Raw genomic sequence first — 16137 nt, forward strand, 5'->3', positions numbered from 1 at the left:
TTTTTATAATGAATCCCAAATAACTAAGCGAATAGGGGTAGGGTTATAATCGTTGCACGGATTGTTAAGCTGAGGGCAGTTGCTGATCAATACAAGTGTAGGATTGATAGCTTCCATTTCTACATAGTATCCAGGGGCAGATACCCCGTCATTAAACGTTAATCCGCCGCTTGGCGTCACAGGTACATTCATAAAAAAGTTTACGTTTGGTGCTAAATCTCTTTTGGTGTAGCGGCTATCATATTTTGATAGCTGAAGCATAAATGTATCTCGGCAGTTATGCATCGGAAGCGTGTTATGTGCATAGCGTACGGTGTTGCTTTGTGCCGAGCAAGCTCCGCCTAAGGTATCGTGGCGTCCGCACGTGTCAGCAACAATTTTGACTAGTTCTTTGCCAGATTGAGAAAGCAGCACTGTGCCGGTGGATAAATAAATATTTCCTTGATTAGCAATCGTAGATACTGCACTGTAATGATCTTCTAGGTTTTCAGCATCAAAGAATAAAGTATCCGCTGCTTGATTGCCTTCTACATCTATTATTCTAAGCGTTTGGCCGGGTTTAAGCTCGTGCATCCAGCCGTCCCCAGCCAGTACCGTTTCATCATAAATTGCGTTCTCTATTTTTCTGTTGCTTTCCACTCGATTAAATACAGCCATTATAAAGCCTCCTTTATTTTTAAATCGTTGATAGTGTTTTATTTCCAAGCAATAGATCATAAGACCATGTGTTTTCAAACGCTCGTTTATTTTCAGGTCTAAAATTTAAACAGTAGTCGTCTGAGCTTACAGGAGCTGCTTCATCTACGGTTATTTCAATCGGAACAGAAGGGTACGTTCCGCTCGGGTCTAGAGGGTTAGGTGTATTAGACAGTAGAAAAAGCAAATCCATTTCTGTTCTAAGCGTAATAAAATCTCCTTTTTTACAATGAGAAGAAACAAAATTCATATTGCCTTTTTCGTCGCAGTATATTTTTGAAAACAAGTTAAGGTTAGGGACTAAATCCCGTGTTGTTAAACCGTTGCGCAAAAGCTCCATTGAAAAATTTTCTTCGCCATTTCTTCGCCATTCGTTTCGAGATTCTTGATAAGTAGATGCGCCGTATTTTTGATGAGTTAAGCTGCGCGTAGTGTAGCCTGAAATGGTATCATGCCAGCCGGTGGTGTCAGCAGTAATGCTTGCAAATGCTCTGCCGTTGTCACTCATCAGAACGTGTCCTTTTGTTAAGTGAGCAGTGTGCTGAGCTTTTAAGGTATCGGGCATGTTATATCGTTCTGTTAAATCATAAGCGTTGTATAATAGTAGGGAGACATTTGCACCGGATTCTTGTGCGGTAAACGTCACCGATTTTCCTCTTCCAATTCGGCCTGACCATTTTCCACCAGCCGGGATTGTTTGCTTCCATATAGAACTCATAAAATAACCTCCTTAGAATAAAAAAAAGATAAAAGCCTGGGAGAGTAGTCTCCCAGGCTTTTATCCTTCCGTGTTATACAGCGTAGCGCTATATCGCTCTCTCTCGGACCAGTCTTTAACATATGTTAAACGGAACCCTAGACAGCTTTTTTGTTCTTAACGGCTGTAAGAACCTTTATCCATTTGTGGCTTTCGATTAACCGTAGTATAGTACGAGTGAAAATGAGTTGACAAGCAGTTTGTTAGAATATCTGACATAAAAACTGATTTTTCAGTTTATTTTTCAGGGACCGTCACTTTTGAATGATCTCTCTTTACAAAAGGAGCGGACAGTCGAGATTTTACAAATAAATAGAGAAATCCAACAGTAAGCCAGGCGACACCAATCAAAAGAGTGTCTTTGTTTAACAGTGTGAGCAGCCACCCGATAAATGCTGCTCCGACCAAAGGGAAGATTAAATAGAGTATTGTTTCAGTAAACGACCGTTTCTTTAACTTAATATAAAAATGGGCAATGACTGATACATTAACAAATGTAAAGGCGGTTAAGGCACCGAAACTGACAAAAGTGATGGCTGTGTTTAAATCAATGAACATTCCCAAAAACGAAAAAGCGGTAACAAGCAAGATATTCACCACGGGCGTTTTAAACGTTGGATGAATATATGAAAATACCTTTTGAGGCAGTACGGATTCACGGCCTAAAGCATATAAAAAGCGAGTAACGCTTGTGACTGAAGAAACTCCTTGAGTAAAGGTTGCAATAATTAATACCGTAATAAATAGACTGCTTAAAAGATTTCCGCCCACTAATTTTACAAGGGTGTAGGCTGCATTATCAGGGTTAGTAAACGTGAATCCCGGATAGGCAATCTGTGTAAAATACGAAATAGCGATGTACATAACAGCTGCAATACAAACAATAAGAAAAATAGCTTTTGGAATTGTCCTTTCCGGTTGAATCGTTTCTTCCGCCATTGTTGTAACTGCATCAAATCCTAAAAAGCAAAAGCAAATGAGCGCAGCTCCAGAAAAGATAGTCGTAAACGGTACATCTGAAGCCCAAAAAGGATGAAGTGAAAAAAGAGTAGAAGAACTAGCTTGACCTGTTGCAATATCTTTGATGATAAATAAACAAAACAAACTTATAAATAGAATCTGAACTACAACAGAGATGCCGCTTATACGAGCTACAGATTTAATACCAACAATATTGACTAAAGCTAAGATAATGTTCATGACAATGACCCATACGTATACAGGAATAGAAGGAAATTCCGTATGCATAAAAATACCAAATGTTAAAATAGCGATAATAGGGGAGAAAATATAGTCTAAAAGAAGTGCCCAGCCTACTAAAAAGCCAAGGCGAGGATGTATAGCTTTTTTCGTATACGTATAAGCAGATCCCGCTATTGGATATGCTTTTACCATTCGGCTATAGCTATATGCGGTAAAAAAGATAGCTAAAAAAGCAATTAAATAAGCAAGGACCATTTGCCCTCCAGCCGCATCGTAGGCTACTCCGTAAACCGTAAAGAAAATCATTGGAGTCATCCAGGCAAGACCCAAAAACACAATTTGATATACCTTTAGCGATTTACTTAACGCTGGTTGGTTGTTCATATAAATCCCTTCTTTCCTCTATTTTTATTTTATAGTAGTAAAAAAGAAAAGCCTGGGAGAATGATGTCATTCTCCCAGGCTTTTATCCCTCCGTGTATACGGATCGTTCCGTACGCTCTCTCTCGGACCAGTCTTTAACATGTGTTAAACGGAACCCTAGATCGCTTTTTTGTCTTCAACAGAGTGAAGACCTTTATAGGTAATGTAAGTAGTTCGAAGTATAAGCAGGATTATAAGAAGATGCAACTACTGTGTTAGATAGTTTAACAAACTTTTTTAAAAAGTAAACTTTTGTAAAAGGCGAACTATATACAATTTTATTAAAAAGATTATTCGTTTATAGTTGACTCACAGAAAGACCTGTAGTATATTTGTAGACAAGAAAAAGCTAAATACGGTTCACTCATATATGTTTGAGAATATGGCTCAGACGTTTCTACCTTATCACCGTAAATGATAGGACTATGAGTAAAAAGTGAATCTAGGTTCCCATTTTTACGTTAGTAGAAAGTTTGGTCCAAGCGATTCACATATTCATTTTTGAAAAGAAGTGGATATGACACCGAAGGGATAAAAGCCCAGGCGGGTAGGTTTTTGCTCATTGTATTTGAGAGACCTGCCTTTGTTTGGGCTTTTTCTTATGTGTCTATTTACAGTATGAGCGAGTGATGGAAATTTCTTGTTTGTATCTGCATTGCTTTCTGGGGAGAATAGCGATGCAAAGCATGAAATCACTCACTGAAGCTTTATCTGTAAGCCCTCATTTAACCATGGGAAGTACATTCTATCTATTTTCTAGCATTTTTTCTTTGATGAGCAGCGTGGGGACGCTGCTCCTTTTTTTGTTCTTGCTTTTTTCTCTGTAAATAAAGGTCTCTAAAGAGAAGGTGATTTGCGAAATTTGGCGAATTAATGCTTTAAACAATAAATGATAGAGAAGATAAAGCGGTCTATGAAAAATGAAGAAGTTGAAAAATTGAGGAGGGAATTATGTTGCTTCACTTAATTAATGTTCGTTTGCCAATTATGCACGACCACGCCCTTTTTGAAGTGAAAATTTCAAATGGCATGTATACTTCTATCGTTTTACAAAACGGTTATCTTGAAGGTGACGAGTTTTTTCCGCTGCACGCGGCCGTGTTAGGAAAAGAAATGTCACTTGATGCACAGGGTCGTGTGCTATTACCAGGATTTGTAGATATGCATATGCATTTAGACAAAGCTCATTCGCTTCCTCAAGTGCCCAATATATCTGGAACTCTTCAAGAAGCCATTAAAAATTACAGCAGCAGCCTGCCGGCATTTCCAGAAGAAGAAATTAAGCAGCGAATGTTAAAAACTGCTTTGCAGGCATTAGCTAACGGTACGACTACGATTCGAACGCATATTGATTTTGACTGCAGCATGGAAGAAGATAGTTTATTTCGAAGTTTACAAGCGGCTGTCGAAGTGAGAGATGAATTAAGTCCGTATATGGACGTGCAGGTTGTTCCGCTATTCTCTAACCTAGACATTGATGATATGTACAAGATGAATAAAATTGAACGAGCATTCGACCTTGAAATTGATGCAATTGGAGGCTGTCCTCATTTAGCTAGAAATCCAGAAAAAGAGATTGATGCTCTATTTTCGCTGGCTCAAGCCTATAATAAACCTCTTGACTTACATGTGGATGAAAGCGATGATCCGTCTGTTGATACAATAATTAATATTGCTCATAGAACAATTGAATTAGATATGGAAGGAAAAGTGGTAGTGGGGCATCTTTGCTCGCTTGCAGGAATGACTGATGCAAAAGTGAAAGAAATCTTAAACCTTTTGAAACAGGCGAAAATTGGAGTTGTCACATTACCTGCTTCTAATTTATATTTACAGGGAAGAGAAGATAAAGGAATTGTAAGACGAGGCGTAACGCGTATTCGCGACATACAAAAAGCAGCGGTTCCAATTGCTACTGCATCTGATAACGTGAACGACCCGTTCCATCCGTTTGGAAAAGCAGACTTGCTGCAAGTAGGGTTGCTAACTGCCTATGCTGCACATATGGGAAGTCCGGATGATCAGCGACAGTTGCTCCGAATGATTACAAGTATACCAGCCCGGCTGATTGGAAAAGAAAAGTACGGAGTGGAAGAAGGAAACGAAGCAAACTTTGTTCTATTAAATGTGCAGTCTGTACAAGAAATATGGACTGAACTTCCTGAAACTCGCTTTGTTTTCAACAAGCACCGCTGGCTTAGCGTAAAAGAAACGCATCAGCGGCTCGCGGATACGAACTTGACTAACCTTTGGCAGGAAAATCAAATTTTAATTGGTTAAATAGACATAAAAAGAAGCTGTCACATTAGTGACAGCTTCTTAATCAATTACTTTTGAACGTTAGCAGCTTGTGGTCCACGAGCTCCATCTTCGATTTCAAATGTAACTTCTTGACCTTCTTCAAGTGATTTGAAACCTTCGCCTTGGATAGCTGAGAAGTGTACGAATACGTCGTCTTGTCCTTCTACTTCGATGAATCCAAAACCTTTTTCTGCATTAAACCATTTTACTTTACCTTGTACCATTGTAGTACCTCCTGTGTGGAAAATCCACGAATATATTACTATCTCTGCTCAATTTCAATAAGAATCACTTTAAAGAAAGTCTTTCTATTTGTTAACACCGAACAAGAAATAATATACCTATTATAACACTTTCTTATAAAAAAGAAACCTTTTTTCATAAAAAAGTACTCTGAGATAAAAATAAGTTGAAAATATGGATATATTTTGAAATAGCAAATGAACTATTATTTTGTGGCTTTTTAGCAATCGCTAAAATCTTTTATCTCGTAAAAAAATGAATAGCGAGGTTGACAAATTGAGTGATGTGTAACTATAATGGTTACAACGAGCTGAGAAGAATTAGCAGTGCTATAAAAAGCTCAATTTTTTTGTGTTATATGTAACTGTAATGGTTACAACTAAAATAAAAGGAGAGAATAAGAATGAAAATTGGTGTTATTGGAGCAACAGGTAAAGCAGGTCAATTAATTATGGAAGAAGCAAAACAGAGAGGACATGAAGTAACAGCCGTTGTTCGAAATGCTTCTAAACTAAAAAATCAAACAAACGTAATGGAAAAAGATATTTTTGCCATTACTTCAAAAGACATTGAACAGTTCGATGCTGTGGTAGATGCATTTAATGCACCTCCTGGAAGCGAACAGCTCCACGTTGAGTCTATACAATCACTTATTAAAGTATTTCAAGGTATTCAAACGCGACTCGCAGTAGTGGGCGGAGCGGGAAGTTTATTTGTAGATGCAGAAAAAACAACGCCTTTAATGAGCACAGAAGGTTTTCCAGCAGCTTATTATCCAACGGCTTCAAACATGGGTAAAGGTTTAAAAGAACTTGAAAAATCGACTATAAATTGGACTTATTTAAGCCCAGCAGCCTTTTTTGATGCAGAAGGTGCTCGCACGGGAGCCTATCAATTAGGAAAAGATCATGTGATCACAAATAGTCAAAATGAAAGCTATATTAGCTATGCTGATTATGCGATTGCTTTAATAGATGAATTAGAGAATAAAAACCATGTGAATGAACGTTTTGCTGTAGTGGGTGAGAAAGCATAAGCTTACGTTTGAGTCATATAAAAAACAGCTTACATTTGTTGTGAGCTGTTTTTTATATAAAACAAAATAGATATAAAGCACTTGGAAATGGTATAGATTTTTTATTATTTCTTCGTTTTTCTTTTTAAAGACGATACAATACAATATAGATGATAAAAAGGAGATGAAAAGATGATTCGTTTTGGCGTAATAGGAACAAACTGGATAACAGATCGACTGTTAGAATCAGCTCAGTATGTAGACGACTTTCAGCTTGCAGCTGTTTATTCTCGAACGATTGAAAAAGCAGAAGAATTTGCAGATAAATATGATATTCCTCATATATTTACTGATTTAGAGGAAATGGCAGTGAGTGCTGAAATTGATGCAGTGTATATTGCTACTCCAAATGCTTATCATGCGGAACAAGCTATCTTATTTTTGAAAAATAACAAGCATGTACTGTGTGAAAAGCCGCTCGCAGCCAATGCAGCAGAAGTAACTCGCATGATTCAAACAGCCAAAAATCATAAGGTATTACTAATGGAAGCGATGAAATCAACCCTTCTTCCTAACTTCAAAGTGATTCAAGAGAACTTACATAAAATTGGTCCAATTCGGAAATACGTTGCATCTTACTGTCAGTATTCTTCTCGTTATGATAAATACAAAGAAGGTATCGTGCTTAATGCCTTTAAGCCAGAGCTTGCCAACGGTTCACTGATGGATTTAGGTGTATATTGTCTTTATCCTCTGATTACGTTGTTTGGAGGACCTCATAAAATAAAGGCAACTGCGTTTATGCTAGAATCTGGAGTAGATGGAGAAGGATCAGTTGCTTTAGAGTACGAAGATCGAGACGCGGTCATCATGTATTCCAAAATTACAAATTCGCATTTGCCAAGTGAAATTCAAGGAGAAAAAGGCAGTATGGTTATTGACAAAATACATACCGCTGAAAAAGTAGAAATTCGATACAATGACGGACAGGTAGAAGAGTTAACGGTGGATCAGCCTTATCCTGCTATGTACTATGAAATAAATGAATTCGTAGAGCTGTTAAAGCAAGGAAAGATGGAATCGAACACAAATTCTTATGAGAATTCATATTTAACAATGCACGTGATGGATAAAGTGCGAGAGCAAATCGGTCTTGTATATCCAAATGATAATAAATAAATAACAGAACAGAGGCTGGGCAAAAGTAGTTTAGTTGAAGAAAGATCCGCACGAGTTTGATTCTTGATGGAGAATCAAACTCGTGCGGATTTTTTCATTGATAGGGTGAACGTAGATTTCATGTATGAAGCTGCTTCTAGCTGGTGATTGGAGGGCAAGGTGAAGATTCCTGCGGGAAAAGTGCAAGCGACGAGGATGCTCATCGGCCGCCCGCGGAAAACGAAGTCTTGCACGGAAATCAACAGCGGTGTAACCATTCATCCATACTAGATCATTTTCTAATTTGTTCGTCTCTAAATTAGATTGAGATAATTATGTCTCATTCTCTTTTATTGTGGTTATAAAGAGCATAATTGAGATTCGAAATCTTGCCGCAGCACATTTTAAAAGCAAATATGTTGAAACAAGGGAAGTTTTTTAGTATCTTCTATCTTTATTCATCCCTGCATATATAGGATTAATCAAAGGAAAGAATAAAAAGAGTAGAAAATATTCGATAATTAATCCTAGATTAAAATGATTACAAAAAAGTATTGACTATAATAATAGCTCGTGTATAATAAAGAATGTAATCAATAATTATTACTAGTTTATAATGATACTAATAATCGTTATCAAATAGGAGAAGTCATTGATTGCATTAAAAATAATACATACAAGCATAAGCTTGTGAAATACATTGTACAAGGAGAGATTTTGACATGGCAGAACGTATGGTAGGAAAACAAGCACCACGCTTCGAAATGGAAGCTGTACTTGCAAATAAGGAATTTGGAAAAGTAAGTTTAGAAGAAAATATGAAAAACGGTAAATGGACAGTATTGTTCTTCTATCCAATGGACTTTACATTCGTATGTCCAACAGAAATTACAGCTCTATCAGATCACTACGAAGAGTTTGAAGATCTAGATGCTGAAGTTGTAGGTGTTTCTACAGATACAATTCATACTCACTTAGCTTGGATTAACACAGATCGTAAAGATAATGGACTTGGAGATTTGAATTATCCATTAGCTGCAGATCCAACTCACGCAGTAGCACGTGATTACGGCGTGTTAATTGAAGAAGAAGGCGTAGCGCTTCGCGGATTATTTATTATTAATCCAGAAGGTGAATTGCAATACGCAGTTGTAAACCATAACAACATCGGCCGCAGCGTAGAAGAAACATTACGTGTGCTTCAAGCCCTTCAAACTGGCGGACTTTGCCCAGCTAACTGGAAACCAGGTCAAAAAACACTTTAATAAATAGCGGCGGAGTAGAGGAGAAATTCCTCTACTGCTGCCATTAAAATAGAAAAGATAGTTTTCTAACTATAAAAGACAGAATATTCTGTTTATATTGATGAGGAGGATTTTAAAATGAAATTACGTGAACAAATGCCTGAATTAACTGGAGCAACATCTTGGATTAACGACGAAGTAACAAAGGAAGACTTAGTAGGTGATAAAGCAACGCTTATCCACTTTTGGTCAGTAAGCTGCCATTTATGTAAAGAAGCAATGCCTGAAGTTAATGATCTTCGTGATGAGTATGATGATCAATTGAATGTTGTAGCGGTTCATATGCCTCGTTCGGAAGATGACTTAGATATGGGTGTCATTGAGGCAATGGCAATGGGACACGATATTACTCAGCCAATTTACGTAGACAGTGAGCATAAGTTAACAGACGCTTTTGAAAATAAATATGTACCAGCATATTATGTATTTGATAAAGAAGGTCAGCTTCGTCATTTCCAAGCGGGTGGAAATGGAATGCCAATGCTTCGCAAACGTATTAACCGCGTCTTAGGCGAAGAATAATCTCTACATGAAGAAGAAATAAAAAGGCCCCGGATAAAAATATTTTAACTGAAATTAAAAACGAACCACTGGTCAACATGTTTGATTAGCGGTTCGTTTTTTTTTTTTTGCTATGCTGAACGTAGATTTCATCTGTTTCGTTCCTTCTAGCAGTTGATTGGAGGGCAAGGCGAAGTCTTGCACGGAAATCAACGGCAACGGCGGTGTCACAAGCGGATCAGCTCATATATCCTATTTGTGCGTCTTTAAATTGGATTCATTTCGTTATCTCTCAATCTCTTTTTTTATTTTTTACTAAGTCTTTTCAATCATTAATAAGCCTTTCATCATATTGACATAAAAAACCTAATATAGTTAAATTTAAATAAGAACAAATGTTCGTTTTTGGTGTTGTTATTTTACTCTTTTCTCCCTTTTTAATAAGTATAGGAAAAAAAGGAGGAGATTTGCACAATGACTCAGCTCTATTCGCAGCAAGAAAAGCGGCACGACAAAGAATGTACCTTTCATACATTTCTTACAAACCACAGCGCAACTCTTCAGACTCATATAATGAATACATTTTTGACACCAGAACGCTATGAGCGATTACAAAAAGCGGTTGTTAAACATGATACAAAAGAACAAAGACTTCTAAACAAAGAATTTCATCAGTTTTATAGCGAAGTTAGATTGCTTCATTATATTAACAAGCTTTGCAGACATTATTCCAGAGATGTTATGCGTGTAAAAGAAAAAGAGCGTTCTTATATTCCTCTTCGCCTGCAGCAGCCGGCTGCGCTAGATGGAAATCGAACAGTGGAAGATATGCTAGGAGTACAGGACGGGGCTGTATGGGAGCATGAATTTTTAGGAAATCAATTCGAAAATCGTATTCTTCATCATGCATTTCGCCAATTAACGGCCAAGCAGCAGTATATGCTGCACTTGATTATTGTCGAACGCTGGACTCATAAAGAAATCGCTGCTTATTTTTCTATTTCTCAGCAAGCGGTTTCTAATCATTATCAACGTGCGCTAAGCAAGTTGAAAAAAATTATGAAGGTGAGTGATAGATATGTTTGATCCTCAGTGGCTTCAACTTGTTGGAAACGTAGGATTTCCCGCTGTCCTTTCTTTTTATTTATTACTGCGTGTAGAAAACAATATAAAGCGACTTGAAGAAAAAGTGGAAGAACTAACAACTGACTTAAGAAAGAAGTGAAGAAATGGAAACTCTATATGAGCTTGTAAATAAAGTGAAAGCTGGAGATGAAGAGGCGTCAAGGCGTCTATTAAAAAAGCTGGAACCAAAACTAAATAAAGCTGTCCAAAGCTTTTCACTGCATGAGAGAGAAGACGTAAAGCAAGATTTAAAGATTAAAATTCTTTCCGCTGTTAAGACGTTTGATTTTTCCAAAACGCCAGGACTTTGGGAATTTTTACGCCAAAAATAAAAAAGAGCGCTCGTTGTATCGACGCTCTTTTTTTATTTTTGTTGCAGTTCGACTACGTACCTTACAGTAAAAAATACAAAAAATAGAAAATGGATAAATATTTAAAAAAAGGTAAAAGGTGATGTGTAAGAATAGAGTTTAGTAGTATACTAACAAGTAGAATTTCTTGTGTAAAAGGAAGGTAATCACTCTTTATATAGAAAGGATTGTCGGCGACGAATAGAGGATAGAAGAGTTTTATTTAATGAAGGAAGAAATCGTGCTGTTCGATAAATCAAACAGTACGATTTATAAAAAAGCGGCAGTAAAAAATATGTAAGGTAAGAAGCCTATTGTTTTTTGTTTTAGCTTTTTGCAAAGAGGTGAAGAATAAAGTGAGTCAACTTCTCTTTAATATCACGTTAATTATTTCTTTCATGTTTGCTGCGAGTATAGTTCGAGAGCAAATCATTTATAGAGTAGAAGGAATAAAACGGTACAAAATGTATCGTTTAATTTATTACGGATGTTCTTACGGACTATTAGGCAGCATTTTAATGGTATATACAATTAAAATAGATTCTACTATTATTCTTGACTTTCGTTTTTTAGCAGTGACAATTGTTTGTCTTTATGCAGGAATAGTACCCGCTATCATTGCGGCTTGTATTATAGGGGTAATGCGTCTGCTTTTGTTTGGAATTACGGTAAGCGGAATAATAGGCGCTGCTGCAATTATCGTAATGGCTTTACTGTCTGGGTGGGCGGTTCGCTTACCTTATCGTCCATTTATTCGTTTTCAATTAATGAATTCTATCAGCTTGCTTTGCGTATTTTTCTCACTGTCCTTTCTTTTTAAAGATATCAAGCACGCTGCTACAATTATCGTCTATTTACTGCCTGCTTCTTTTATAGGTGGGTGTTTAGTGTATCTGGTAGGCAGATATATATATGTATCTCGAGTAACGACAAGTCAGCATAAAAAACTGTCTAAAATGTTCTCGGTTATGGTTCAAAATGCAAAGACAGGCACCATGATTGAAACGCCAGAGCGCGAAGTAGCCGTTATTAATCAAACTTTTTGTGACATGTTTGATATACCCGGACCTCCTCATCAATACGTTGGATTGAAAAGTAATCAGCTGTTTTTATCTCACGCTCCTATGTTGAAAGATCCTGCTAGGTTTTTAAAAACGGTAGAAAGCACTGTTTATTCAAAAGAGTCAATAGTAGATGAAGAAATTACGTTTATTAACGGTAAAATTTATGCGCGTGACTACATTCCAATCTATGAAGGTCATGTGTATATTGGCCACTATTGGGAATATCGAGATATTACGGAGAAAAAGAAGGCTGAGTGTGATCTTCGCAAAGCCAATAAAAAGCTTGAAATGCTGTCCATGAAAGATGGCTTAACGGGTCTGAACAACCGCCGATCTCTTGATAAACAGCTGGAAATTGAGTGGGAATACGCACAGAAAGAAAAAGAACCGCTTTCTTTTCTCTTATTTGATATTGATTATTTTAAAGCGTATAACGATACCTATGGCCATATTCAAGGAGACGAATGCTTAAAAGAAGTAGCGAATATTGCTAAAAGCGTTGTCTTTGAAGAATCGGCTTTTGTCGCAAGATACGGAGGCGAAGAGTTTGGTATATTGCTTCCTCGAGCTAATCAATATGAAGCGATAAAAATGGCAGAAGCTATTAGACAGCAAGTGGAGCACCGTGGAATTATCCATCAAGCTTCTGACGTGTTTAAGTGTATCACAATCAGTGTTGGAATAATGACAGTCGTTCCATCCGAAAACATACCGCCGATTTCAATTGTCCATGGAGCAGATCAGGCTTTATATGAGGCAAAGCGTACGGGTCGAAATCGAATTTCAGTATATTCTCACCACAAAGAAGCTGACTCAAACGTTTGAGTCAGCTTTTAAAAGAGATATAAGCCTCTTATTTAGGAGGGGCTTTTTCTTTTTCGTCTTCTTCCATAATTCCTTTTGTAGCGTTTTTAAACTCTTTTAACGTTTTTCCGGCAGCTTTCCCTAATTCCGGAAGTTTCTTCGGGCCAAAAAGCAATAGAGCGACAAATACAATTAAGGCAATTTCTCCAAACCCAAGGTTCATTGTCATCGTCTCCTATTTTTTGAAAGTGTTTACAAGTTTAGTATAGCATGAAAAGAAAGGAAGTAGTACACCATTATCCAGTGATTTTAAGGCCGATTACACCTGCTACAATACAAAAAATAAATAAAATTCGACGCATATCTTTTGCTTCATGAAAGAAAAGCATGCCAAGAAGTACGCTTCCAGCAGCTCCTACCCCCGTCCATATGCCGTAAGCTGTTCCAATAGGTATCTCCTTTAATGCTAAGGAGAGAAGATAAAAGCTTCCTGCACCAAAAAGGATAAATCCAATGGAAGGAACCAGCCGCTTAAACCCATCGGAAAGTTTTAAAAAAATCACAAATCCCACTTCGCAAAAACCAGCAGCTATTAATGCAATCCAAGCCATGTTAAGATTCCTCTCTTTCTGTTTCTTCAGTAGAAATTAACTTTAAACCAACGATTCCAAAGATCATTAATCCTAAAAATAAAATCTTTCCAATATTTGCTCCTTCGTCTAAAACGGTCATTCCAAGTATCGCTGTGCCAGCAGCTCCTATACCAGTAAATACTGCATAAGCTGTTCCGACAGCAATTTTTTTTAAGGCATTTGAAAAGAAATAAAAGCTGATGACAATTGTGACGATCGTAATGATTGTTGGAGTTAATTCGGTAAATCCATGTGAATATTTTAAGCCGATTGCCCATACAATTTCGAGCAAACCAGCGATAATAAGGTAAATCCAAGCCATTTTAATTCCTCCTTGCATAATAATAAGCCCTTTTTACAGGGCCTATTTAGCACGTATGCCTTCCCAAAATATCGTCCAAGCATCGTGGATTTTTTGGTCATAATACTCTGGTTCATAATAAAAGCGCTGAATGAACAGTCCGTCGGTTAAACAATAAAAGCTATTGATATACAAATCAATCGGACGTTCAATTATTTCGCCTTCAGCCATTCCCTGTGTAAAAATAGCATGCAGAATTTGATCAGACAATCGTTCGCTTCTTAAAAAAATAGCTTTTACTTCCGACTGTAAATGTTCAGGTGGAAATAAAATAAGACGACGGTACATCTGACCAAAAGAATCTTTTTCAATCATCGTGCAGAAATCTACAACAAAGCAGTGAAGCTGTTCTTTAGCAGACTTTGTTTTATGCTGTTCGTATATAACAGATAACTTTGTTAAAAATAAATTCATTAAATCATGCACGGTTAGTAAAAATAAGTCGTCTTTGTTCTTAAAATGAGCGTACAGGGAAGGTTTTTTTATGCCTACTTTTGATGAGATATCAGCAAGCGATGTTTCTGTATAGCCTTTTTCTCCAAAGAGCTCCATTGCGGCAGCTCTAATTTTTTCTACAGTTGATAATTCACTCAAAAAAGCTCCTCCTCAATCTAACTAACGGTCGTTAGGTAAAAGATATCAAATATAAAAAAAAGAAGCAAGGGAATCGCTTCTTTTTAATGTATTTTTACTAAATGACGCTGAGTTAAAAATAAAGAAAAGATAAAAATAAGCTCAAACGTATTTGTTACGGCTGTGCTTGGTATAGGAATTGACACGGCACTTCCTACAATCATCACGGCTACTCCAATCATCATGCTGCTCCACCTGGTCTTGCGAAATAAGGAAATTCCAACAAAAAGCAAAATAATCGCCACAATAAGAACCATAAGAGGGGGACCGGATGATCCCACTAATGTATAGCGAACAATGCCATATTCACGTACAACTTCCATACGCTGACTAATCGTCTCGATTATTTCATAGCTAATTAAGGCAAACGTAGTCAGCAAAAAAACAATGCCGGCAACAGGTTTTTTAGCCCATGTAATCGTCGAATATTTCGCTACGCCATACGCAAAGAGCACCAAAGTAGGGGTAAATAAAGCGTGAAACCAAAAGCGAAGCATGCTGAGTGAACGTAAAGTATCGCCTTCACCGATAAATGAACCAATCCCAATCATTACATTATCGTAAATTAGTCCAGCTATTACTAAAGGAAGAAATAGCATGTAAAACGGCGAAGTGTTTTTTCGTACTACATATATGCTAAAGAAAAACAGGACAATGTAGCAAAAAGAAAATAGAAAATAAAGGATTGTATCAACCATTGTTTTCCTCCTTTTGATGATACTTCTTTTTTTTATGATAACATCATATGCCAAAAAAGTGAGAAATCATGCATTTTTCTAGGCAATCTTAACGGACAAAAGATGCCTTTATCGGTAGAAAGATTCAGAAAATATTGAAATAAAAATAGGAAAAGAGGCCATAGTCAAGAGATTTAGATTTACTGAATTGATTATTAAATAAAGGAAATCTATAAAATAACAACAAAAGCACTAGGTACATATGGAGTCTAAATGCTTATAAAATTAGAAAAAAATATTTAATGTCCTTTCTATTTAAGTAAGTTAAATGTAAGCAGAAAATGATAAATAAATGTATTTTTTTTACTTTTATATCTATCTATCATCCTCACAAGTACGGTTGTTAGACAAATTCAATTGGTATATCCATAAAAAGGAATTAATGGGATAAACTATTTTTTATTCCACCTTTATATTACAAAACGTTTTCTAAAGTTAAGAAATTTTTAATTACGTAATATTTCCGTGTGTTAATTGTAAGAGTGATGTATAAAATATTCCTGTTGTTATGGTAAAAAAAGGTATGGATGGGATTTTTCTAGGTAAATAAACTTTAGACCTATTCTGTAAATTTTAAATAAAACGATGAGTTTTTAATTCTGTAAATAGACAATCGGAATTGTAAGAATATATAACATTTGAGCTATTGACCACTAATGAGCGCAGATGATAGTTTTAGAGCTGTTGAAATTGGTACTCGAGTCCATTTTTCAAAGCAGGTGTTTTAGCAGCATGCTAGCGCTGTTAATTGATTAGCTCCCATACATATATAAAGGGAGTGAAACTATGAAATCGTATATCTATCATTATGAATCAAAAGCATTCATAAC

19 protein-coding genes and 3 riboswitches are annotated in these 16137 nt (G+C 36.6%); of the genes, 10 read left to right on the top strand and 9 right to left on the bottom strand.

Annotated features, from left to right (window positions below; all coding sequences use genetic code 11):
- Positions 1-3 precede the first annotated feature (3 nt).
- The 3 genes from AC1D0Y_RS07340 to AC1D0Y_RS07350 form a co-directional block, all read right to left on the bottom strand.
- Entirely contained in the window at positions 4-657 is a 654-nt protein-coding gene (locus AC1D0Y_RS07340) for an urea amidolyase associated protein UAAP2 (protein WP_060746596.1), read from the bottom strand.
- A gap of 19 nt (positions 658-676) precedes the next feature.
- On the bottom strand, positions 677-1414 hold the full coding sequence (locus AC1D0Y_RS07345) for an urea amidolyase associated protein UAAP1 (protein ID WP_060746595.1): 738 nt from the start codon (positions 1412-1414) through the stop codon (positions 677-679).
- 47 nt (positions 1415-1461) lie between these two features.
- Positions 1462-1566, bottom strand: a riboswitch (guanidine-I (ykkC/yxkD leader).
- A 124-nt stretch (positions 1567-1690) separates the two neighbouring features.
- Positions 1691-3040 (bottom strand): APC family permease, encoded by a 1350-nt coding sequence (locus tag AC1D0Y_RS07350; protein WP_060746594.1) that lies wholly within the window; start codon positions 3038-3040, stop codon positions 1691-1693.
- 69 nt (positions 3041-3109) lie between these two features.
- A riboswitch (guanidine-I (ykkC/yxkD leader) is annotated at positions 3110-3211 on the bottom strand.
- 212 nt (positions 3212-3423) lie between these two features.
- Positions 3424-3525: riboswitch (purine riboswitch) on the top strand.
- A gap of 505 nt (positions 3526-4030) precedes the next feature.
- Here AC1D0Y_RS07350 and AC1D0Y_RS07355 point away from each other — a divergent pair.
- Positions 4031-5359, top strand: coding sequence for an amidohydrolase family protein (locus AC1D0Y_RS07355; RefSeq protein ID WP_477707416.1), 1329 nt, complete (start codon positions 4031-4033; stop codon positions 5357-5359).
- A gap of 47 nt (positions 5360-5406) precedes the next feature.
- Here the strand turns inward: AC1D0Y_RS07355 and AC1D0Y_RS07360 are convergent, their stop codons facing one another.
- Positions 5407-5604: a cold-shock protein gene (locus tag AC1D0Y_RS07360; RefSeq protein WP_013055689.1), complete on the bottom strand. Its 198-nt coding sequence runs from the start codon at positions 5602-5604 to the stop codon at positions 5407-5409.
- A 422-nt stretch (positions 5605-6026) separates the two neighbouring features.
- Between AC1D0Y_RS07360 and AC1D0Y_RS07365 the strand changes: the two genes are divergently transcribed.
- The 9 genes from AC1D0Y_RS07365 to AC1D0Y_RS07405 all read left to right on the top strand — a co-directional run bounded on the left by AC1D0Y_RS07365 (position 6027) and on the right by AC1D0Y_RS07405 (position 12965).
- Entirely contained in the window at positions 6027-6659 is a 633-nt protein-coding gene (locus tag AC1D0Y_RS07365; RefSeq protein ID WP_028407683.1) for an NAD(P)-dependent oxidoreductase, read from the top strand.
- 171 nt (positions 6660-6830) lie between these two features.
- On the top strand, positions 6831-7817 hold the full coding sequence (locus AC1D0Y_RS07370) for a Gfo/Idh/MocA family protein (protein ID WP_028407684.1): 987 nt from the start codon (positions 6831-6833) through the stop codon (positions 7815-7817).
- 143 nt (positions 7818-7960) lie between these two features.
- Entirely contained in the window at positions 7961-8119 is a 159-nt protein-coding gene (locus AC1D0Y_RS07375; RefSeq protein WP_169305225.1) for a hypothetical protein, read from the top strand.
- Positions 8120-8518: 399 nt separating this feature from the next.
- Complete coding sequence (locus AC1D0Y_RS07380; protein ID WP_014461319.1) at positions 8519-9061, top strand: peroxiredoxin; 543 nt, start codon at positions 8519-8521, stop codon at positions 9059-9061.
- 117 nt (positions 9062-9178) lie between these two features.
- Positions 9179-9622, top strand: a complete 444-nt coding sequence (locus tag AC1D0Y_RS07385) for a TlpA family protein disulfide reductase (protein ID WP_013055693.1) — start codon at positions 9179-9181, stop codon at positions 9620-9622.
- A gap of 453 nt (positions 9623-10075) precedes the next feature.
- Positions 10076-10687: a sigma-70 family RNA polymerase sigma factor gene (locus tag AC1D0Y_RS07390; RefSeq protein ID WP_477707417.1), complete on the top strand. Its 612-nt coding sequence runs from the start codon at positions 10076-10078 to the stop codon at positions 10685-10687.
- Positions 10680-10826, top strand: coding sequence for a YvrJ family protein (locus AC1D0Y_RS07395; protein ID WP_013055696.1), 147 nt, complete (start codon positions 10680-10682; stop codon positions 10824-10826). Before AC1D0Y_RS07390 ends, AC1D0Y_RS07395 begins: the two co-directional genes overlap by 8 nt.
- A 4-nt stretch (positions 10827-10830) precedes the next feature.
- The gene (locus AC1D0Y_RS07400; RefSeq protein WP_025749662.1) at positions 10831-11058 is read left to right on the top strand and encodes a helix-turn-helix domain-containing protein; all 228 of its coding nucleotides are present in this window, start codon (positions 10831-10833) and stop codon (positions 11056-11058) included.
- 374 nt (positions 11059-11432) lie between these two features.
- Positions 11433-12965: a GGDEF domain-containing protein gene (locus tag AC1D0Y_RS07405; RefSeq protein WP_477707418.1), complete on the top strand. Its 1533-nt coding sequence runs from the start codon at positions 11433-11435 to the stop codon at positions 12963-12965.
- A gap of 28 nt (positions 12966-12993) precedes the next feature.
- On the opposite strand, the gene AC1D0Y_RS07410 is transcribed toward AC1D0Y_RS07405, so the two are convergent.
- The 5 genes from AC1D0Y_RS07410 to AC1D0Y_RS07430 all read right to left on the bottom strand — a co-directional run bounded on the left by AC1D0Y_RS07410 (position 12994) and on the right by AC1D0Y_RS07430 (position 15268).
- Positions 12994-13167, bottom strand: a complete 174-nt coding sequence (locus AC1D0Y_RS07410; protein WP_013055701.1) for a twin-arginine translocase TatA/TatE family subunit — start codon at positions 13165-13167, stop codon at positions 12994-12996.
- A gap of 73 nt (positions 13168-13240) precedes the next feature.
- A complete protein-coding gene (locus AC1D0Y_RS07415; protein ID WP_028407687.1) occupies positions 13241-13555 on the bottom strand; it encodes a DMT family transporter in 315 nt (104 codons plus the stop codon).
- A 1-nt stretch (position 13556) separates the two neighbouring features.
- Positions 13557-13898 (bottom strand): quaternary ammonium compound efflux SMR transporter SugE, encoded by a 342-nt coding sequence (gene sugE / locus AC1D0Y_RS07420; protein ID WP_014461313.1) that lies wholly within the window; start codon positions 13896-13898, stop codon positions 13557-13559.
- Positions 13899-13940: 42 nt separating this feature from the next.
- Positions 13941-14531: a TetR/AcrR family transcriptional regulator gene (locus AC1D0Y_RS07425; RefSeq protein WP_014461312.1), complete on the bottom strand. Its 591-nt coding sequence runs from the start codon at positions 14529-14531 to the stop codon at positions 13941-13943.
- An 83-nt stretch (positions 14532-14614) separates the two neighbouring features.
- Positions 14615-15268 (bottom strand): hypothetical protein, encoded by a 654-nt coding sequence (locus AC1D0Y_RS07430; protein ID WP_034269809.1) that lies wholly within the window; start codon positions 15266-15268, stop codon positions 14615-14617.
- Positions 15269-16137: the final 869 nt, after the last annotated feature.

Source organism: Priestia sp. P1_B12_1, assembly GCF_056406695.1.

Bases quoted from the DNA above. Each gene is read 5' to 3' on its own strand.
- AC1D0Y_RS07340 (WP_060746596.1), bottom strand. From the start codon at position 657: ATGGCTGTATTTAATCGAGTGGAAAGCAACAGAAAAATAGAGAACGCA.
- AC1D0Y_RS07345 (WP_060746595.1), bottom strand. From the start codon at position 1,414: ATGAGTTCTATATGGAAGCAAACAATCCCGGCTGGTGGAAAATGGTCA.
- AC1D0Y_RS07350 (WP_060746594.1), bottom strand. From the start codon at position 3,040: ATGAACAACCAACCAGCGTTAAGTAAATCGCTAAAGGTATATCAAATT.
- AC1D0Y_RS07355 (WP_477707416.1), top strand. From the start codon at position 4,031: ATGTTGCTTCACTTAATTAATGTTCGTTTGCCAATTATGCACGACCAC.
- AC1D0Y_RS07360 (WP_013055689.1), bottom strand. From the start codon at position 5,604: ATGGTACAAGGTAAAGTAAAATGGTTTAATGCAGAAAAAGGTTTTGGA.
- AC1D0Y_RS07365 (WP_028407683.1), top strand. From the start codon at position 6,027: ATGAAAATTGGTGTTATTGGAGCAACAGGTAAAGCAGGTCAATTAATT.
- AC1D0Y_RS07370 (WP_028407684.1), top strand. From the start codon at position 6,831: ATGATTCGTTTTGGCGTAATAGGAACAAACTGGATAACAGATCGACTG.
- AC1D0Y_RS07380 (WP_014461319.1), top strand. From the start codon at position 8,519: ATGGCAGAACGTATGGTAGGAAAACAAGCACCACGCTTCGAAATGGAA.
- AC1D0Y_RS07385 (WP_013055693.1), top strand. From the start codon at position 9,179: ATGAAATTACGTGAACAAATGCCTGAATTAACTGGAGCAACATCTTGG.
- AC1D0Y_RS07390 (WP_477707417.1), top strand. From the start codon at position 10,076: ATGACTCAGCTCTATTCGCAGCAAGAAAAGCGGCACGACAAAGAATGT.
- AC1D0Y_RS07395 (WP_013055696.1), top strand. From the start codon at position 10,680: ATGTTTGATCCTCAGTGGCTTCAACTTGTTGGAAACGTAGGATTTCCC.
- AC1D0Y_RS07400 (WP_025749662.1), top strand. From the start codon at position 10,831: ATGGAAACTCTATATGAGCTTGTAAATAAAGTGAAAGCTGGAGATGAA.
- AC1D0Y_RS07410 (WP_013055701.1), bottom strand. From the start codon at position 13,167: ATGAACCTTGGGTTTGGAGAAATTGCCTTAATTGTATTTGTCGCTCTA.
- AC1D0Y_RS07415 (WP_028407687.1), bottom strand. From the start codon at position 13,555: ATGGCTTGGATTGCATTAATAGCTGCTGGTTTTTGCGAAGTGGGATTT.
- sugE (WP_014461313.1), bottom strand. From the start codon at position 13,898: ATGGCTTGGATTTACCTTATTATCGCTGGTTTGCTCGAAATTGTATGG.
- AC1D0Y_RS07430 (WP_034269809.1), bottom strand. From the start codon at position 15,268: ATGGTTGATACAATCCTTTATTTTCTATTTTCTTTTTGCTACATTGTC.